The following is an 18,889-nucleotide window of genomic DNA, read 5'->3' as shown; positions in this document are numbered from 1 at the left end:
CTGGTGGCGCTGCGCGGGGGGACAGGCCGACCTGACGTCGTCGCACTCGACGAACTCTTCGAGGCGCGGCTCGCTGGGCTCAGCGGCGAAAGTCGTCACCCTTTCTGGTTTCCGCGCCTCACCGTGCGCGGCATCGAGCAGGCACGGGGTATGCTTAGCCGTCTTACCGACGCGCTCTCCCCGCTCACGGCAATGCGCGGCGGGAAGAGTGCCGATATCGCGGCCCTGACTCGAGCGAGCGTCGTGGCGCTGGAAGGCCTGGGCCGCGCGGCAGACGGCAGCGTGAGCGAACTCTATGCCGGTGATGCCGGCGAGAAACTTGCGGAGCTGTTGCGCGGGCTGGTCGCCGCCTCCTCATCCTTCACCTTCGCGGCCGGCGAATGGCCGGACGTGATGGAAGCGCTGATCGCGCCGGAAACGGTCAAGCCGGCGCAAGGCACCGACCGCAACATCGCCATCTGGGGCGCGCTGGAGGCCCGCCTGCAGAGCGTCGACACGCTCGTCATCGGCGGGCTCAACGAAGGCGTGTGGCCGCGCAAGCCGGAGAGCGACCGCTTCATGTCGCGGCTGATGAAGACCGGTATCGACCTCGAGCCGCCGGAGCGGCGCATCGGCCTTGCGGCACATGATTTCCAGATGGCGATGGGTGCTGAAACGGTGGTGCTGACGCGCTCGGCGCGATCGGGTGACGCACCGGCGGTGCCGTCGCGCTGGCTGCAGCGCATCCTTACCTTCATCGGCGAGGATCAGGCGGCGGCGCTTGGCCGGCGCGGCGATGTGCTGCTGACCTGGGCCCGCGCGCTCGACGCCGGCGAGAAACAGGAGTTCGCGGCCCGCCCGCAGCCAAAGCCGCCGCTGAGGCTCAGGCCGCAGCATTTCTCGGTCACCGAGATCGAGACGCTGCGCCGCGACCCCTATGCGGTCTATGCCCGGCGCATCCTCAACCTGATGCCGCTCGACCCGGTGATCCGCGATCCGAGTGCTGCCGAACGCGGCACGCTGTTCCACGAAATCCTGCACCTGTTCTCGCGCCGGGTCGAGGATCCGAAAAGTCCGGGCGCGCTGGCGGCGCTTGTCGAGGCCGGCCGCGCTTGCTTTGCCGACGCAGCGCTTCCGCCCGACATCGAGGCGGTGTGGTGGCCGCGCTTCGAAAAGCTGGCCGCCAACATCATCGAATGGGAGCATACCCGCGCCGAGGTGGTCGCCAAACGTTACGCCGAGGAGCGCGCGGAGAAGACAGTCGTGGGCCGCACGGGCGTCACGCTCTCCGGCTATGCCGACCGCGTCGACCTGCTCGCCGGCGGCATGGCCGATATCCTCGACTACAAGACCGGCTCCTCGCCTTCGAAGGCGCAGGCGCATACGCTCTTGTCGCCGCAGCTCGCGCTCGAAGGCGCGCTGCTCAGACGCGGCGCCTTCAAGGAGCTCGGCATTTGCGAGCCCTCGCAGCTTGCCTTCGTGCGGCTGAAGCCCAATGGCGAGGTGTTCGAGGAATCGATCCTCGAATACAACCGCAAGCCGAAGACCGCCAACGAGCTTGCCGAGGAAGCCTGGGCGCGGCTTGAGCGGCTGCTGTTCCACTATGCCGATCCTGCGACCGGCTATCTGTCGCGCGCGCTGCCGTTCCGCGAGGGCGAGGCCGACGGCGACTACGATCATCTGGCCCGCGTGCTCGAATGGTCGGCCGGTGGCGCAAGCGAAGACGAGGCGGAAGGATGAGATATCCGATCCCCGCCGATACCGCCGCCAGCCAGGCGCGCGCCTCCGATCCGCAAAATTCCGCCTGGGTCTCGGCCAATGCCGGCTCGGGGAAGACGCATGTGCTGGCGCAGCGCGTCATCCGGCTTTTGCTCAACGGCACCGATCCGTCGAAGATCCTGTGCCTGACCTATACGCGCGCGGCCGCCGCCAACATGTCGAACCGCGTATTCTCGACCCTGTCGGAGTGGACGGCGCTGCCCGACACCGAGCTTGCGGCGAGGATCGCGGCGCTCGACGGACGCAGCGCCGACCGCGACACCATGCGCCGCGCGCGCCGGCTGTTCGCCGAGGCGCTGGAAACGCCGGGTGGGCTGAAGATCCAGACCATCCACGCCTTCTGTGAATCGGTTCTGCACCAGTTCCCACTGGAAGCCAACATCCCCGCGCATTTCGAGATGCTCGATCCGCAGATGGAGGCCTCGCTGTTCGCGGACGCCCGCCGCGACATGATCTCGGGCGCCGGTGCCGGCGTCGAAGGCCTGGCGGAGGCCTTTGCCACGGTCCTGGAGCGCGGCGGCGAATTCGGGCTCGACGCGCTGCTCACCGAAATCGTCGGCAAGCGCGATGAATTGCGCGGCTTCATCGCCAAGCTCGGCAAGAGCCGGGACTTCCGGCCGCTGTTCGCCGAATTCGGCTTCGGACCCGGCCAGACGGCCGACGGCATCGCCGCTTCCATCTGGCCGCTGCCGGGCTTCGCGCCCAGCCAGTTCGCAGAGTTCGCGCATGCCGCCGAAGCTACCGAAGCACGGCAAGTGCTGAACAACGTTATCCCTTATGCCCGAGGCGCATTCGCCGAAGTCGACCCGACCCGCCGGTTGCGGCTCCTGGCAAAGGCCTTTCTCAAGGCCGACGGCGACCCCTACGACCCACCCAAGATCTTCAAGAAGGCGCTGGTCGACCGGCTGCCGGACCTGCCCGAGCGCTATCTCGCGACAGCCAAGGCGATCCTCGACGTATCGGACCGGCTGGCGCTGTTCCGGATGCTCGAAGGCACGGCCGCCGCGCTCACCGTCGCCGGCTGGCTGATCGCGCGTTATGAGCAGTTGAAGCGAAGCCGCGGCTTCCTCGACTTCAACGATCTGATCACCCGAACCGTCAGCCTGCTGTCACGGCCGGACGCCGGCCCATGGGTGCAATACAAACTCGACCAGGGTATCGACCACATCCTGCTCGACGAGGCGCAGGACACCAGCCCCGATCAATGGGAAGTGGTGAAGAAGCTGACGGAAGAGTTCTTCGCCGGGCTCGGCCAGCGCGAGGCGGTCAAGCGCACGGTGTTCGCGGTTGGCGACGAGAAGCAATCGATCTATTCCTTTCAAGGAGCCGCGCCCGATTCCTTCGCCGAGAGCCGGCTTCTGTTTGCCGGGCGCGTGCGCGACGCCGAGGCCGCCTTCGCCGACCTCAAGCTCACCTGGTCGTTCCGCTCGAGCGACGACGTGCTTGCCGCCGTCGACTGCGTCTTTGCCGAGCCAGGTGTGCGGCGCGGCATCAGCCACGACCCCGATCCGCTCAGCCACAAGGCGATCCGCACCGACGCGCCGGGCTATGTCGAGGTGTGGCCATCGATCGGCACTGATGCGGTCGAGGAGCCCGACGACTGGACCCTGCCGGTCAACCATGCCAGCGCGCCGGCCGTGCGCGTGGCGGAGCATGTGGCGGCGACCATCCAGGACTGGCTGCGTAACGGCGAGGTCATCGAAGGCAAGGGAAGGAAGGTGACGGCCGGCGACATCCTGGTTCTGGTGCGCAAGCGTGACCGCTTCGTGCATGCGCTGTCGCGCAGCCTGAAAAACCGGCAGATCCCGGTGGCCGGCGCCGATAGACTCAGCCTGCCCGGCCATATCGCCGTGCAGGACCTGATCGCGCTCGGCCATTTCCTGATCCAGCCGGAGGACGACCTGTCCCTGGCCGCCGTGCTGCGCAGTCCGATCTTCGATGTCTCCGAGGAGACCTTGCTGGCGCTCGCCGGCGAGCGGCCGCCCGGCCAGTCATTGATCGCATCGCTTAGGCAGCGTGCGGCCGCAGACGAGGCCCTGTCCGCGATCGTCAGCCGGCTCGATGGCTGGGCGAACGAGGTGGCCTTCAAGCCGGTGTTCGAATTCTATGCCGCCGTGCTGGCGCGCGACCACGTGCGCCGCAGGATGAAGGCGCGACTCGGGCCGGAAGCCGGCGACATCCTCGACGAGTTCCTGAGCTTCTGCCTGGCCGAGGAGCGCACCGGCCTGCCGGGGCTGGAATCCTTCCTCTCGACGCTCGAAAACAGTGGTCCCGAGATCAAGCGCGAGATGGACCAGACGCGCGACGAGGTGCGTGTCATGACCGTGCATGCCGCGAAAGGCCTGGAGGCGCCGGTGGTTTTCCTGGTCGATGGCGGCTCGGCGCCATTCAGCGACCAGCATCTGCCGCGACTGATGGCCTTCGAAGGCTCGGGCCAACAATGGAAGGGCAAGGGCTATCTCTGGCGCTCGGCCAGCGACGTCGCCAATGGCGTTTCGCGGGCGGCCTCGGCGCGGGCGCGGGAGCTTGCCGACGATGAATACCGGCGGCTGCTTTATGTCGGCATGACGCGCGCCGAGGACCGGCTGATCGTCTGCGGCTATCACGGCAAGCGGCAACCCAGCACCGGCACCTGGCATTCGATCGTCAGCCGGGCGCTGCTGGGCGCGCCGGAAAGCGTGGAGCGCCGGCATCCGGCGACGGCCGATGTGGCCGTGCATCGCTTCCATATGACGAAGCTGCCGCCCATGGCGTTGACCGAGGGCGAGAAGGCAGCGCCATTCGAGCATGCGGAGCCGTTGCCGGAAAACCTGTTCCGGCCGCTGCCGCCCTATGAGGACCTGCCGCGGCCGCTTTCGCCCTCCGGCGCCTCCGCGTTGATCGACGAATCGACCGAGGCCCTGCCCGACACGCGCTCGCCGGTGCTCGACGCCGAGGCCGAGCCCGGCTTCGCGGTGATGCGCGGGCTGGCCCTGCATAAATTGCTGCAGATGCTGCCTTCGGTCGCCAAAGGCGAGCGTAAGGACGCCGCGCAGCGCTATCTGGCGCGCGCCGGCGCCGATTGGCCGCCGGGGGAGCGCGGCAAGGCGCTGGAGGCGGTGTCTTCCATCCTCTCCGACGGCCGTTTCGACGCGCTGTTTTCGCCGTCCTCGCGGGCGGAAGTCGCGGTCATGGGCAGCCTGGAAGTGAAGGGCAAGCTGCGCTCCATCTCCGGCAAGATCGACCGGCTGGCCGTCACGTCGGAAAAGGTCTCGATCGTCGACTACAAGACCAACCGGCCGGCGCCGGCGAGCCTGGCCGAAGTACCGCCGGCCTATGTGCTGCAGCTTGCGCTCTACCGCGCCCTGCTCAAGCCGCTCTACCCAGGCCGCGACGTTACGGCTGCGCTGCTCTTCACCGAGGCGCCGCGCCTGATCGAGCTGCCGGCAAAGGCCATGGACGATGCCCTTGCCCGACTCACGGGAGCGTGACACAAGAACTGCTTGAACATCACCGCCACAACCACCACATTTGGTGCAACCCCGAGTTTTCGAAAGGATTTCAGCATGGCCACCGTCAAGGTCGACAAGGGCAATTTCCAGGCCGATGTGCTCAACGCCAAGGAGCCGGTTGTGGTGGATTTCTGGGCGGAGTGGTGCGGTCCGTGCAAGATGATCGGCCCGTCACTGGAAGAAATCGCCAAGGAGCTCGGCTCGAAGATCAAGGTCGCCAAGCTCAACATCGACGAGAATCCCGAGTTGGCCGCGCAGTACGGCGTGCGCTCGATCCCGACGCTGATGATCTTCAAGGGCGGCGAAGTGGCCGACATGAAGGTGGGCGCCGCGCCGAAGACCGCGCTTTCGCACTGGATCAACGGCAGCCTCGCCTGAGCCAATCCAAAGATTCGACAAATAAGCCCGGCCAATCGCGCCGGGCTTTTCTTTGGCGTCATCGCTGATGGCGCTCTGGCCCTGACGCCGGCGGGCCTCATCTCCTTTTCTTGGCGGAAAGGAGAGCCCCATGACCGGAACAGCCAAGGCCACCGTCTTTGTCGACAATGAGCGGGTCATCGTCACCGAATACCGCTTCGCCCCGGGCGCCAACACCGGCTGGCATCGCCACGGCCACGACTATGTCGTGGTGCCGCTGATGGACGGCAAGGTGAAGCTTCTGACCAAGGACGGCGCCACCTTCGCCGAGATGAAAAAGGGCGCGCCCTATTTCCGCAAGGAAGGCGTCGAGCACGACGTCATCAACGCCAATGACGGCGAATACGCCTTCATCGAGATCGAGCTGAAGTGAGTCGTTAAACCAGGCTCACCAGTCGGCGACGCGATTGCCGCCGGTGAATTGCGCGCTTTTTGCAGTATATTCGAACAGCTCGATCTTCACCCCATTGGGGTCTTTGACCCAGGCCTGCCAGGTGTCGTCGCAGGCGAGCTTCCTCGGCGTGACCTCGACGCCTTTCGAGCGGATGTGAGCGATGGCCACGTCGATATCTTCCACCTCGAGGCAGAAGTGGTTGATCTGGTTGCGCTCGCCGTAGCTGGCCTCGCTCTTCTCGAACACCTCGACATGGCTGCGGCCGCCGCAATCGAGGTAGAAGCCGAAGATCTTGCCGTCGCGCAGGAAATTGAACCTTGTGTCCATGCCGAGGACGTCGCGGTAGAAGCGGCGCGTCGCCTCCAGGTCATTCGCGAAGATGCAGACGTGGGCGAGCTGCTTCACCTTGATCATGACCGGCTCCTTCCGGCCCCCGCCGAAATCCACCTCAAGCTTTCCTGAATTGCTTTATCTGCTTTGCGCAATTCCGGACGGAAAACCGCTACGCACTTTTCCTGGAATTGCTTCAGGTCGGCGGCGTGCCGTTCTCATCCAGCACCGCGCCGGCGAAATAGAGCGAGCCGCCGATGAGAATCCGCGGCGGCGGGCCGTCCCAAGTGTCGCGCAGGAGCATCAGCGCATTGGCGACGGAGCCGACCGGCTCGGCCGACAGGCCGGCGTCGGCGGCGCGCAGCGCCAGCTCGTCGTTCGGCACCCCGGCGTCGCTCTTGCTCACCGGCACCGTGTAGACATGGCGGGCAAGCCCCTTGAAGGCGCTGAAATAACCACTCTGGTCCTTGGTGTTGATCATGCCGGAGATGAGGATCAGCGGGCGCGGATTCTTTTCCTCCTGCTCGGCCAGCGCCTCGGCGATGACGACGCCGGCACCCGGATTATGGCCGCCGTCGAGCCAGATCTCGGCACCCTTGGGGGCCAGATCAACCAGCTTGCCTTGCGACAATTTCTGCATCCGGGCGGGCCAGGCGACGTGTGCCATCGCCTTTTCGGCAGCGCGGTGGCCGATCTCGAACCCTGCGGCCTTGACCGCGGCGATCGCCGCAGCGGCATTGGCGAATTGATAGCGTCCGGGCAGGCGCGGCAGCGGCAGGTCCATCAGGCCGTCCTCGTCCTGATAGACCATGCGGCCGTTCTCCTCGAAGGCCAGGAAATCCTGGCCGTAGACGACGGTCGGGCAATCCAGCCGCTCGGCGGTCTCGATCAGCACCTCGAGCGCCGTCTCGCTTTCCTGTGCGCCGATCACCACCGGGCAGCCGCGTTTCATGATGCCGGCCTTCTCGGCAGCAATCACCTCGACCCGGTCGCCGAGATAGGCTTCGTGATCCAATGACACCGGCATGATCACCGAAACCGCAGGCCGCGTGATGACATTGGTGGCGTCGAAGCGGCCGCCCAGTCCAACCTCGATGATCGCAGCCTCGGCCGGATGCTCTGAAAACAAAATGAAGGTGACGGCGGTCAGGATCTCGAAGACGGTGATCTTCTGGCCCTGATTGGCCTTGGCGACGCGCGCAATGGCCTCGGCAAAGACCTTGTCTTCGACCAGCCTGCCGCCGCCCTCGGCCGCCAGCCGGTAGCGCTCGTGCCAGTTCACCAGATGCGGCGAGGTATGCACGTGGACGAGATGGCCCGCCGCCTCCAGCAGTGCCCGCGAAAAGGCGGCGCAGGAGCCCTTGCCGTTGGTGCCGGCGATATGGATGACCGGCGGCAGCCGGTCCTGCGGATTGCCCAGGCGCTCGAGCAGGCGGGCGATGCGATCCAGCGAAAGGTCGAAGCCTTTCGGGTGGAGCGTCATCAGATGTTCGATTGCGCGGTCGGCGGCGAGCGTTGTCATGGCGGAATCCTAGGCGCTCGACGTACCCGGCGCAATCGTGGTTCGCGGCGAACGACGTCGCGTCAGGCCTGCGGCCGCGGTTCTGCGTTGACGACAGCCGGCGGCAGGATCTCCGGCTCGACCGGCTTCTCAGCCTCCGGCACCTTGAGCAGCATCTTCAGCAGCCGCGCGATGGTCGGCCGCATCTCCAGGCGCGAGACCACCATGTCGACCATGCCGTGCTCCATCAGATATTCGGAGCGCTGGAAGCCGTCCGGCAGTTTCTCGCGGATGGTCTGCTCGATGACGCGGGGGCCGGCAAAGCCGATCAGCGCGCCGGGCTCGGCGATGTGAACGTCGCCCAGCATGGCGTAGGAAGCGGTGACGCCGCCCGTCGTCGGGTTGGTGAGCACGACGATATAGGGCAGCCCGGCTTCCTTCAGCCGGTCGACGCCGACCGTGGTGCGCGGCAACTGCATCAGCGAGAGGATGCCTTCCTGCATGCGGGCGCCGCCGGAGGCGGCGAACAGGATCAGCGGTCGCCTGCGCTGCAGCGCGACCTCGAAGGCGTGGACGATGGCATCGCCCGCCGCCATGCCGAGCGAGCCGCCCATGAAGGCGAAATCCTGCACGGTGACGATGACCGGCAGGCCTTCGATGGTGCCGGCGGCGTTGAGGATGGCGTCCTCCAGGCCGGTCTTGGCCTTAGCCTCCTTGAGGCGATCGGTGTAGCGCTTCTCATCGCGGAACTTCAGCGGATCCTGGACGACCTTGGGGTTTTCCAGCGTCTCGTATTTGCCATCGTCGAAGAAATATTTCAGCCGTTCCTTGGCCGAGATCTTCATGTGGTGGCCGGAGACCGGGATGACGAACTGGTTGGATTCGAGGTCCTTGTGGAAGATCATCTCGCCGGTCTCGGGATCCTTGATCCAGAGGTTTTCCGGCATGTCGGTGCGCCGGCCGAGCATCGAATTGATCTTCGGACGAACGTAGTTGGTGATCCAGTTCATGGCTTCGGCTCCTGTCCTGGAAGGTAGACTAGTGAGACTATTCGGCCGCAGCAAGGCGGGCCGAGCGCACGCCCTGGGCCAGGCCGCTGACCAGAGTGGCGACGGCTTCGGCCGGATCGGCGGTCTTCTCGCCCTTCGGTCCGAGCACATTGGCGACCGCGTTGACGATCGCCGTGCCGACGACGACACCGTCGGCCGAAGCGCCGATCACCCGGGCCTGCTCCGCGGTCTTGACGCCGAAGCCGACGCAGACCGGCAGCACGGTGTGGCCCTTGATGCGCTTGACCGCCGCCGCGACCTTGGCCGTGTCGGCAAGGGCCGAGCCGGTGATGCCGGTCATCGAGACGTAATAGACGAAGCCGGAGGTGTTCTGCAGCACCTTGGGCAGACGCTTGTCGTCGGTGGTCGGCGTCGCCAGGCGGATGAAATTGATGCCGGCCTTCAGCGCCGGAATGCAGAGTTCCTCGTCCATCTCGGGCGGCAGGTCGACGACGATCAGCCCGTCGATGCCGCTCGCCTTGGCATCGGCAAGGAAGCGGTCGACGCCGTAGATGTAGATCGGATTGTAATAGCCCATCAGCACGATCGGCGTCTCGTCGTCGCCGGCGCGGAATTCGGACGCCATCTTCAGCGTCTTGACCAGCGTCTGGCCGCCTTTCAGCGCCCTGAGGCCGGCCGCCTGGATGGCCGGGCCGTCGGCCATCGGGTCGGAAAACGGCATGCCGAGCTCGATGATGTCGCTGCCGGCGCCCGGCAGTGCCTTCATGATGGCCAAAGAAGTGGCGTAGTCCGGGTCGCCGCCCATGAAATAGGTGACCAAAGCCGGACGGCCCTCGGACTTGAGCTTCGCCATGCGGCGGTCAATGCGGGTCGCCATCATCAGATCTCCATGCCCAGCATCTTGGCCACCGTATGCACGTCCTTGTCGCCGCGGCCGGACAGGTTGACGATGACGATCTGGTCCTTGTCCATGGCCGGCACGATCTTCATCGCGTGGGCGATGGCGTGCGCCGACTCCAGCGCCGGGATGATGCCTTCGACACGGGTCGTCAGTTGGAAGGCTTCCAGCGCCTCGTCGTCGAGGATCGGCACATATTCGACGCGGCCCGTGTCGCGCAGCCAGGAATGCTCCGGCCCGACGCCCGGATAGTCGAGGCCGGCCGAGATCGAATGCCCATCGAGGATCTGGCCGTCGGCATTCTGCAGCAGATAGGTGCGGTTGCCATGCAGCACGCCCGGCTTGCCGGCGTTCATCGAGGCGCAATGCTCGACGCCGTCGAGGCCGCGACCGCCGGCCTCGACGCCGATGATGCGAACCTCCTTGTCGTCGAGGAAGGGATGGAACAGGCCGATGGCGTTGGAGCCACCGCCGACGCAGGCGATGATGACGTCCGGCAGGCGGCCTTCCTGCTCCAGCATCTGGGCGCGCGCTTCCGTGCCGATCACGGACTGGAAGTCGCGCACCAGCTCCGGATAGGGATGCGGACCGGCGGCGGTGCCGATCAGGTAATAGGTGTCCTCGACATTGGTGACCCAATCACGCAGGGCCTCGTTCATGGCGTCCTTCAGCGTGCCGTGGCCGGCGGTGACCGGCCGCACCTCGGCGCCGAGCAGCTTCATGCGGAAGACGTTCGGGCTCTGCCGGGCGACGTCGGTGGCGCCCATGTAGACGACACACGGATAGCCGAAGCGCGCCGCGACGGTAGCCGAGGCGACGCCGTGCTGGCCGGCGCCGGTCTCGGCGATGATGCGCTTCTTGCCCATGCGCTTGGCGAGCAGGATCTGGCCGAGGCAGTTGTTGATCTTATGCGAGCCGGTGTGGTTCAGGTCCTCGCGCTTGAAATAGACCTTGGCGCCGCCGAGATGTTTTGTGAGGCCCTCGGCGAAATAGAGCTTCGATGGCCGCCCGGCATAGTGGGTGGACAGGTTCTGCAGCTCGGCCTTGAACTCCGGGTCGTTCTTGGCCTTGTTCCACTGCTCTTCGAGATCGAGGATCAGCGGCATCAGCGTCTCGGCGACGAAACGGCCGCCGAAAATGCCGAACATGCCCTGCTCGTCGGGCCCGGTGCGGAAGGAATTGGGCATAGCCGGCTTGTTCATCGCCGATCTCCTGAGTCTTTACTTCTGAGCATGTCCCTGTCGGAAAACCGGTTCCCACGTTTCCGGGACATGCTCGGGTTTGAAAACTTCCTCAGGCGGCGCGATCGTCGCGCGCGGCCCTGACGGCCCGAAAAAACTGCTCGATCAGCGCCGGATCCTTGACACCCGGAGCGCTTTCCACGCCGGACGAGATGTCTATTCCGGGCGGGTTGGCCAGTCTCAGGGCATCGCCGATATTGGCGGCGTTGAGCCCTCCGGAAAGCATGTAATCGACGCCGCCGTCAAGGCCGGCAAGGATGCGCCAGTCGAAGGCGACGCCGTTGCCGCCCGGCAATTGCGAACCCTTCGGCGGCTTGGCGTCGAACAGGAACCGGTCCGCGATACCGATATACGGCTTTATCCGTCCGAGATCCGAAGCCTCGCTGAGCGGCAGCGCCTTCATCGCCGGCAGGCCATAGCGACCTTTAAGCTCCGCCACCCGTTCCGGCGTTTCGGCGCCGTGAAGCTGCAGCATATCGGGCCGCACCTTGGCGATGATCTCATCGAGGAAGGCATCATCGGCGTCGACGGTGACGGCGACCGCCCTGGCCTTGCCGCTGGCAGCCTGGCGCAGACGGCCGGCCTCGGCCGGATCGACAAAGCGCGGGCTTTTGGCAAAGAAGATGAAGCCGACATGGCTGGCGCCGCCGGCAAGGGCAGCGGCCATCGCGGCGTCGGTCTTCAATCCGCAGATCTTGATGTCGAGCGTCATGGCGCGGGATTGGCACGAAAAGCCGCGAGAGTCGAGAAAAAGCATGCTGTTGCCGGATGATCAGAAAGCGCTAACTTGAATTTAAGGCAATGCAGGCGGGAGCAGACAAATGGCCGACCAGACCGTCGCCGAACTCAGGCAGAAGATCGCGCAAGCGCGCGAGGTGATCGCGCATCTGATGGAGAAGTCCGACTTCAACGGCGCCGAGGCGCACCGGGCGCTCGACTATTTCGGCAGCGACGCCTTCGACCGGAATTTCCTGCCGTGGCCGCATCAGGGCGAAGAGGGGCTGAAACCGGAGGAGCTGAATGCGGCGAATGATGATTGAACGGCCCGCGCCCTGAAACCCGGCTGGCGCGCCGGCGGTGTTCCTACTCAAACACGATCGCCTGCAGGGCGCCGCCGTTGCGCTTCAGCCAGTCCTTGCAGCGGTCGGTGTCGGGGCAGAGCTTTTCGCACAGCTTCCAGAATTTCGGGCCGTGGTTCATCTCCTTCAGATGCGCCACCTCATGCGCCACCAGGTAATTGATGACCGGCGGCGGCGCCATCATGATGCGCCACGAGAAGGAGAGATTGCCCTCCGAGGTGCATGACCCCCAGCGGCTGGAGGTATCCTTGTACCGGATCGCCTTGGCGCGCTTGCCGATCGCCTCGGTATGCTTGACCACCAGCTTCTCGATCTCGCGCTTGGCCTCGCGCTTCAGATGGTCGGCAATGCGGCGCGGCAAGTGGATGCGCTCGCCATGGACGATCAGCAGCGGGCCACGCTCGTCGCGCGAGACGGTGACGGTGCCGCGCTTTGCCGGCTCATGGACGATGCGGTGCGGCACGCCGCGAACCGGAATCTTGATGCCCGGCCTTACCTGTGGACGTGTCGGCACCTTGGCCAGGCGCTGCTCCAGCCAGTCCTGATGGCGGTCGAGGAATTTCTCCACCTCGCCACGGCGCAGACCGGGCGGCACGGTGATGCGCAGGCCCTGGCCGCCGGAATCGATGCGCAGCGTCAGCCGCCGGGCCCTGGCGCTCTCGACGATCTTGAGCGGCAGCGTGCGGCCGGCGACGCAATGCTCGCGCTCCACGACGGGCTTGGGCTTTGGCTTGGTCAGGTTGCGAAAGAAGCCGAGGGTCATGGCTGGACGATACGCGATTCGAGGAAAACGGCCAGAGGAGTGAGGCCACATGGAGAACAAAAAAGAAACGGCGCCGCTCACGCGACGCCGTTGTGTCAAGCTGAGACCTGTCGCCTGGTCTCAGTCGTCGAGCAGGTTGGTGCCCTTGCCGCGCTTCGGGGCGGTTTTTCCGGTCGTATCGCTCGTTGTGGTCGGCGCGGTCGACTTGCTGCGGTTCGCCATGAAGCGGTCGAACTCTTCCTGGTCCTTGGCGCGGCGCAGCTCGCGGGCATATTCGTCGAACTCGGTCAGCATCTCGTCGAGCTTGCGGCGCTCCTCGGCGAGGCGCTCGAGTTCCTTCTCGCGCCAGTCGTCGAAGGCGACGTTGCCGGTGCGGGACGAGCCGTGGCCCCAGCGGGCAGCCTTGTCGGAGCCGCGGCGGCAGCCGGCGAAGATGCCGTCGGTGGCACGGTTGACGTCGCGCTTGAAGCCATCGAGCCGGTCGCCCCAGATGATGTAGGCGAGCATGGCGAAGCCGAGCGGCCAGAACACCATGAAGCCGATGACCATCAGCGCGATGGTCGCCGGCGTCCAGGCCGGACGGATCAATGCGGTTGTGTTCATTTTCTCCCAGTCCTTCCGTTGGAGACAGCCAAACCGGCTGCGTGGAATCGAAATGGGAAGGCGAAATCGGCGATTCAAGGCAAGTCAGCCCAAAACCGGCGAAGAGCCTGAAATGATTATCGCTTTTTGAGTTTTTCCAGGAAAAGCACGACCATTCCGGCGACCAGCCCCCAGAACGCCGCGCCGACGCCGAAAAGCGTGAGCCCCGAGGCGGTGACCGCGAAGGTGACCGTGGCCGGCATGCGCTCGGCCGCGTCGTGAAGTGCTATCGACAGCGCATTGGCGAGAGGCGCCATCAGCGCCAGGCCGGCGACCAGCACGATCAGGCTCGGCGGCAGGACGGCGAAGATCGCCACCAGCGAGGCGCCGAAGATGGCGAAGATCAGGTAGGCGAGTGCATAGAACGGCCCGGTCTTCCAGCGCTCGGCGGGGTCGGGATGGACGTCCGGACCGGTGCAGAGCGCCGCCGAGATCGCCGCCAGATTGGTGGTCGAGGCGCCAAAAGGCGCCGAGAGCAGCGAGAACAGGCCGGTGACGCCGATCAGCGGGCCGGGCTCCGGATGGTAGCCGGCCGCTTTCAGCACGGCGAGACCGGACAGGTTCTGCGAGGCCATGGTGACAAGGTAGAGCGGCAAGGCCAGGCCGATGATGGCCGAGGCGGTGAACTGCGGCGCGATCAAGGTCAGCGTCGACAATTCCGGCGTCGGCAGGCCGCCGACCCGGCCGGTGAGGAAGGCGGCGAGGCCGCCGCCGATCAGCACCGCCAGCACCGACACCGCCGGGTTGAACAGCCGGATGACGAAGAAGGCGGCGATCAGCGGCAGGATCAGCCACGGATCGGCGGGAATGGCCTTGACCGCATTGATGGCGAAGCTGACCAGGATGCCGGCCAGCATGCCGGATGCGACCGAGGCCGGTATCTGCGCGATCAGCCGGGTCAACGGCTTGAACAGGCCGGTGGCGATCAAAAGCATGCCGGTGACGATGAAGGCGCCGACCGCTTGCTGCATGGTGAAGCCGCTGGAGGCCGCGACCAGCGCGAGGCCGGGCGTCGACCATGCGGTGATGACCGGCATCTTCGTGCGCCAGGACAGCCAAAGGCACTCGATCGCCATGGCCAGGCAGATCGCCGTCACCCCGCTCGCGGTCTCGATCTGCGTGGCGCCGACGGCCTTGGCAGCGGCGATGACGATCGCCAACGTGCCGCCGAAGCCGACGACCGCCGCGACGAAGGCGGATATCGGGATGGAAATCCGCATGGTTCAGGCGACCCGCCGGGCCATGTCGCCGACGGCGCGCTTGAGCATGTCGAGATCCTCGGGGCGGGACAGGCGATGGTCGCCATCGGGGATCAGCGACAGCGTGACGTCGTCGGCCGGCAGCAGCGCCGCGAGCTTCAGTGCATGGCCGGACGGCACATCGGGATCGGCCAGGCCTTGCAGGATATGGACGGGGCAGTGGGTGTCGATCGGCCCGGTCATCACCCGGTTCGCCCGGCCGTCCTCGATCAGCGTGCGCGTGTAGATATAGGGCTCGTCCGAATAGTCGGACGGTTCGGCGAAAAATCCCTTTTTCGAAAGATCGCGCTTCTGTGCCTTGGTCAGCACCGGTTCGATCAGCTCGATCGTGAAGTCCGGCGCCGGCGCAAGCAGCACGAGGCCGGCCACGCGATCCTCGCCCGCCTTGCGCAGTTCCTGAATCATGCGCAGCGCAATCCAAGCCCCCATCGAAGAACCGACCAGAATCTGCTTGCCTTTGCTGAAGCGGCGGAAGACGGCGAGGCTCTCGGCCAGCCATTTCGAGATCGTGCCGTCAACAAAATCGCCGCCGGATTCGCCGTGGCCGGAATAGTCGTGGCGCAGATAGGCGCGGCCTTCGCGGGCCGTCCAGGCCGACAGTGCTTCGGCTTTGGTGCCCAGCATGTCGGACTTGTAGCCGCCCAGCCAGACGATGCCGGGCACGGCACCCGGCGCCTGCCTGACGGCGATATTCGAGCCCGCGACGTCGATGAAAACTGGTGTGCTGGCGTTCATGACCTTGTCCTTCCCGGCCGGTCTTTTGGCACAACCGGTGGTTCGCCGAAAAGTGCTCGCGCCGTTTCTTCGCTTGGTGCAGGGAATGCCAAGCTTTGAGGTGATTTCCTGGCGAGGCTGTGCTATTGACTTCGGCCGCGCGCTCACCACATAGGCGCGTCCACATAGTTGAATCTAAAGAAACCCTGAACGAAACGGCCGAGGAGACCACGACCATTCGCAGACCTTTCAAAGCAGCGGCACCCACCAAGGACGGTCCGCGCTCCAATAGAGACATCCGGGTGCCCCGGGTCCAGCTTATCGACGCAGAAGGCAACAACCGTGGCGACGTTTCCATCAATGACGCGCTGCTCCTGGCCGAAGAGGCCGGGCTTGATCTCGTCGAAATATCGCCAAACGCGCAGCCGCCCGTTGTAAAAATCCTCGATCTCGGCAAGCTGAAATACGCCAACCAGAAGAAGGCGGCCGAAGCGCGCAAGAACCAGAAGGTCATCGAGATCAAGGAGATCAAGATGCGCCCGAACATCGACAGCCATGACTACGAGACCAAGATGAAGGCCGTGCGGCGCTTCTTCGAAGAGGGCGACAAGGTCAAGCTGACGCTGCGCTTCCGCGGCCGCGAGATGGCGCATATGGAGCTCGGCATGCAGCTTCTGAACAAGGTCCGCGAGGAAGTGGCGCCGATCGCCAAGGTCGAGGCGGAGCCCAAGCTCGAAGGCCGCCAGATGATGATGGTGCTGGCGCCCCGCTGACGAGCGGCACCTACACCTTTTCCTGCCTGTTCCGATACCTGCCGGCGCGGATCCCGAAATCGACCGCGCCCATCACCGCTTCGGGAAACAGAATTGACCGGCCCTCGCGGCATCGTGCTTTCGAGCGGTTCATCGTTTCACGGAAACGCTGAACCGCTCTATCTCTTTGTTCCGGCGCAATTCCGGACGGAAAACCGCTACGCACTTTTCCTGGAATTGCTCTAAAATCCGCCTGAATTGCGGAGCACGGCGTCCCGACGATCGGCGGGGCGCCTACCCGATCGCCGGCAAACCCCTCGACGATCGGATTCCCGTCATGGTCGATGAAGTGAAATTCGCGAACGACGTCCCGCCTGACGGGCTGGGCGGCTACCAGCAGATGCGCAGGCTGGTACTGGCCGTGCTGATCGTGGTGCTGTTCGGGGCACTGCTGTTCGGTCAGTCGACCTTTCCGCCGGATACGTCGATGCACGAGTCGATCGAGATGTTCGGCGTGCTCCTGATCTTCCTCGGCGTCGTCGGGCGCCTGTGGTCGACGCTTTACATCGGCGGGCGCAAATCTTCCGAGGTGGTCACCGGCGGGCCCTATTCGATCACCCGCAACCCTCTCTATGTGTTCTCGACGGTCGCCGCAGCCGGCGTCGGCGCGCAGATCGGCTCGTTCTCCGGCATCATCCTTTTCGCGCTTCTGTGCGCCGGCGCGTTCCATATCGTCATCCTGCGCGAGGAGAGATTCCTCAAGCAGGCGCTCGGCGCGCCTTACGAAGCCTACCTGGCGCGTGTGCCGCGCTTCTTTCCCAAGCTTTCGCTCTACCAGGAAGGCGACACCGGCAGCTTCAAGCCGCGCCTGCTCTTGAACACGCTGCTCGACGGGCTGGTGTTCCTGGTGGCGCTGCCGGCCTTCGAGCTGATCGACGGCGCCCAGCAGTCAGGGATGCTGCCGGTGCTGTTTAGGCTGCCGTAGGTTGGCTCGCGTCGCACGCCCTTCGGCTAGCCGGGCAAAAAAGATCGCGACAGACCTGAATTTGAGACATCATTTTCGATGTCGGCGCTGCCCCTCATTGCCCTGCCGGGCATTTCTCCCCGTATAGTGACGGGGAGAAAGGGCTGGCCGCAGCCTAGCACCTTTCTTGCGACGCTGGAGATTGGCGAAAACGGCGACGACAGCGCCCCTCTCCCCGTCACTATACGGGGAGAGGATGCCGGCAGGCAGGTGAGGGGCGGCGCAAACGCTGGGAGAATTCATCCTGAAGCGTTCGCCATATGAACGTCGCGTCGGGTGTTGCGCGCGCGCCTCGTTTGATCTATAGGACCGCCGTCTAAAGAAAACCGCCCGGCAGGGCATGCCGTGGCGGTTTCATTTGCTTTTCGGGCTTTGGTCGGCCCGAAGCGAGAAAAGAAGCGCGATGGTGCGCCACATTACGGAGTAGCAAAATGCCCAAGATGAAGACCAAATCGGCCGCCAAGAAGCGGTTCAAGATTACTGCCACCGGCAAGGTGCTGTCGGCTGCCGCCGGCAAGCGCCATGGCATGATCAAGCGTTCCAACAAGTTCATTCGCGATGCCCGCGGCACGATGGTTCTGGCTGAACCGGACGGCAAGAAGGTCATCAAGAATTTTCTGCCGAACGGCCTCTAAACCCCTCGGCCTGGATAGCATTTAAGGAGATCATGACATGGCACGCGTAAAGAGAGGCGTTACCGCCCACGCCAAGCACAAGAAGGTCCTGAAAGCCGCCAAGGGTTTCTACGGCCGCCGCAAGAACACCATCCGCATCGCCAAGCAGGCGGTGGAAAAGTCGCTGCAGTATGCCTATCGCGATCGCAAGAACCGCAAGCGCTCGTTCCGCGCGCTGTGGATCCAGCGCATCAACGCAGCGGTGCACGAGCACGGCCTGACCTATGGCCGCTTCATCGACGGCCTCAACAAGGCCGGCATCGAGATCGACCGCAAGATCCTTTCGGACATGGCCATCCACGAGCCGCAGGCTTTCGCCGCGCTGGTCGCCAAGGCCAAGGTCGCACTCGAATATCTGAAGAACACCACGCCGAATGCTTTTGAGAGCGCTGTCGCCTAAGCCAGCGCTTCCCAAGCATTCGCAATTCTGATTTGGGGAACCCGCGCTGGCACGGCTGGCGCGGGTTTTTCTTATGCCTGATGTAACCACAATGGTGACGCACCCGACCTGGGTGGTTGCCCGATCGAGAGAGTTTCGCCGTGAACGCCACTGCTGGAAATCTTGAAACCCTTGAAGCTTCCCTTCTAGCCGACATCGCGGCGGCTTCGGATGAAGCCGCGATCGAGGCGGTGCGCGTCTCGGCGCTGGGCAAGAAGGGCTCGGTTTCCGAAATGCTGAAGACGCTCGGCGCGATGAGCGCCGAGGAGCGGCAGGTGAAGGGTCCGGCGATCAACGGCCTGAAGAACCGCGTCACCGAGGCGCTGACCGCACGCAGGGCGGAGCTGAAGGACGTGGCGATCGCCGCCCGGCTTGCCGCCGAGACGGTCGATGTGACGCTGCCGGTGCGCCAGTCGCCGGCCGAGCGCGGCCGCATCCATCCGATCAGCCAGGTGACAGACGAGATCGCGGCGATCTTCGGCGATCTCGGCTTTTCGATCGCC

Annotated in this window: 19 protein-coding genes and 1 pseudogene; 10 read left to right on the top strand and 10 right to left on the bottom strand. The window is 65.0% G+C overall.

Annotated features, from left to right (window positions below):
• The 4 genes from addB to EOA38_RS07740 form a co-directional block, all read left to right on the top strand.
• Window positions 1-1,719, top strand: a 1,719-nt coding sequence (gene addB / locus EOA38_RS07755) for a double-strand break repair protein AddB (RefSeq protein WP_127298879.1), incomplete at its 5' end; no start/stop codon positions are given.
• A complete protein-coding gene (gene addA, locus EOA38_RS07750) occupies window positions 1,716-5,228 on the top strand; it encodes a double-strand break repair helicase AddA (RefSeq protein WP_127298878.1) in 3,513 nt (1,170 codons plus the stop codon). The genes addB and addA, both read left to right, overlap by 4 nt.
• A 75-nt stretch (window positions 5,229-5,303) precedes the next feature.
• Entirely contained in the window at window positions 5,304-5,627 is a 324-nt protein-coding gene (gene trxA / locus EOA38_RS07745; protein WP_126090863.1) for a thioredoxin, read from the top strand.
• A gap of 130 nt (window positions 5,628-5,757) precedes the next feature.
• Window positions 5,758-6,039, top strand: coding sequence for a cupin domain-containing protein (locus tag EOA38_RS07740; protein WP_127298877.1), 282 nt, complete (start codon window positions 5,758-5,760; stop codon window positions 6,037-6,039).
• A gap of 15 nt (window positions 6,040-6,054) precedes the next feature.
• On the opposite strand, the gene EOA38_RS07735 is transcribed toward EOA38_RS07740, so the two are convergent.
• The 6 genes from EOA38_RS07735 to EOA38_RS07710 all read right to left on the bottom strand — a co-directional run bounded on the left by EOA38_RS07735 (window position 6,055) and on the right by EOA38_RS07710 (window position 11,752).
• Window positions 6,055-6,474, bottom strand: a complete 420-nt coding sequence (locus EOA38_RS07735) for a VOC family protein (RefSeq protein ID WP_127298876.1) — start codon at window positions 6,472-6,474, stop codon at window positions 6,055-6,057.
• Window positions 6,475-6,586: 112 nt separating this feature from the next.
• Complete coding sequence (locus tag EOA38_RS07730) at window positions 6,587-7,912, bottom strand: folylpolyglutamate synthase/dihydrofolate synthase family protein (RefSeq protein WP_127298875.1); 1,326 nt, start codon at window positions 7,910-7,912, stop codon at window positions 6,587-6,589.
• A 62-nt stretch (window positions 7,913-7,974) separates the two neighbouring features.
• Window positions 7,975-8,901: an acetyl-CoA carboxylase, carboxyltransferase subunit beta gene (accD, locus tag EOA38_RS07725; protein ID WP_127298874.1), complete on the bottom strand. Its 927-nt coding sequence runs from the start codon at window positions 8,899-8,901 to the stop codon at window positions 7,975-7,977.
• A 37-nt stretch (window positions 8,902-8,938) separates the two neighbouring features.
• Window positions 8,939-9,778, bottom strand: a complete 840-nt coding sequence (trpA, locus tag EOA38_RS07720; RefSeq protein WP_126090868.1) for a tryptophan synthase subunit alpha — start codon at window positions 9,776-9,778, stop codon at window positions 8,939-8,941.
• 2 nt (window positions 9,779-9,780) lie between these two features.
• Entirely contained in the window at window positions 9,781-11,001 is a 1,221-nt protein-coding gene (gene trpB, locus EOA38_RS07715; protein WP_127298873.1) for a tryptophan synthase subunit beta, read from the bottom strand.
• Between the two features lie 91 nt (window positions 11,002-11,092).
• Window positions 11,093-11,752 carry a phosphoribosylanthranilate isomerase gene (locus EOA38_RS07710; RefSeq protein WP_127298880.1) on the bottom strand — a complete coding sequence of 220 codons (660 nt, stop codon included), beginning with the start codon at window positions 11,750-11,752 and terminating at the stop codon, window positions 11,093-11,095.
• Window positions 11,753-11,861: 109 nt separating this feature from the next.
• Between EOA38_RS07710 and EOA38_RS07705 the strand changes: the two genes are divergently transcribed.
• The gene (locus tag EOA38_RS07705) at window positions 11,862-12,080 is read left to right on the top strand and encodes a hypothetical protein (protein ID WP_126090870.1); all 219 of its coding nucleotides are present in this window, start codon (window positions 11,862-11,864) and stop codon (window positions 12,078-12,080) included.
• A gap of 43 nt (window positions 12,081-12,123) precedes the next feature.
• On the opposite strand, the gene EOA38_RS07700 is transcribed toward EOA38_RS07705, so the two are convergent.
• From EOA38_RS07700 to EOA38_RS07685, 4 genes are all read right to left on the bottom strand, one after another.
• Window positions 12,124-12,882 (bottom strand): M48 family metallopeptidase, encoded by a 759-nt coding sequence (locus EOA38_RS07700; RefSeq protein ID WP_126090871.1) that lies wholly within the window; start codon window positions 12,880-12,882, stop codon window positions 12,124-12,126.
• Window positions 12,883-13,002: 120 nt separating this feature from the next.
• Complete coding sequence (locus EOA38_RS07695; protein ID WP_126090872.1) at window positions 13,003-13,485, bottom strand: DUF2852 domain-containing protein; 483 nt, start codon at window positions 13,483-13,485, stop codon at window positions 13,003-13,005.
• Between the two features lie 116 nt (window positions 13,486-13,601).
• Window positions 13,602-14,744: a benzoate/H(+) symporter BenE family transporter gene (locus EOA38_RS07690; RefSeq protein ID WP_127298872.1), complete on the bottom strand. Its 1,143-nt coding sequence runs from the start codon at window positions 14,742-14,744 to the stop codon at window positions 13,602-13,604.
• A gap of 3 nt (window positions 14,745-14,747) precedes the next feature.
• Window positions 14,748-15,518: an alpha/beta hydrolase gene (locus EOA38_RS07685; RefSeq protein ID WP_127298871.1), complete on the bottom strand. Its 771-nt coding sequence runs from the start codon at window positions 15,516-15,518 to the stop codon at window positions 14,748-14,750.
• A 215-nt stretch (window positions 15,519-15,733) separates the two neighbouring features.
• Between EOA38_RS07685 and infC the strand changes: the two genes are divergently transcribed.
• The 5 genes and pseudogenes from infC to EOA38_RS07650 form a co-directional block, all read left to right on the top strand.
• On the top strand, window positions 15,734-16,270 hold the full coding sequence (gene infC, locus EOA38_RS07680; RefSeq protein ID WP_126090874.1) for a translation initiation factor IF-3: 537 nt from the start codon (window positions 15,734-15,736) through the stop codon (window positions 16,268-16,270).
• Window positions 16,271-16,586: 316 nt separating this feature from the next.
• Window positions 16,587-17,234, top strand: a complete 648-nt coding sequence (locus EOA38_RS07670; protein WP_127298870.1) for an isoprenylcysteine carboxylmethyltransferase family protein — start codon at window positions 16,587-16,589, stop codon at window positions 17,232-17,234.
• A gap of 470 nt (window positions 17,235-17,704) precedes the next feature.
• Window positions 17,705-17,908: a 50S ribosomal protein L35 gene (gene rpmI, locus EOA38_RS07660; RefSeq protein WP_027166935.1), complete on the top strand. Its 204-nt coding sequence runs from the start codon at window positions 17,705-17,707 to the stop codon at window positions 17,906-17,908.
• Window positions 17,909-17,945: 37 nt separating this feature from the next.
• On the top strand, window positions 17,946-18,347 hold the full coding sequence (gene rplT, locus EOA38_RS07655; protein WP_071100686.1) for a 50S ribosomal protein L20: 402 nt from the start codon (window positions 17,946-17,948) through the stop codon (window positions 18,345-18,347).
• Between the two features lie 140 nt (window positions 18,348-18,487).
• Window positions 18,488-18,889, top strand: a pseudogene (locus EOA38_RS07650) (phenylalanine--tRNA ligase subunit alpha); the annotation flags it as partial.

The sequence above is a fragment of the Mesorhizobium sp. M1E.F.Ca.ET.041.01.1.1 genome, from assembly GCF_003997355.1.
GTDB lineage: Bacteria > Pseudomonadota > Alphaproteobacteria > Rhizobiales > Rhizobiaceae > Mesorhizobium.
Note: the sequence above shows the minus strand (reverse complement) of the source record. Positions and strands in the feature narration are given on the sequence as shown.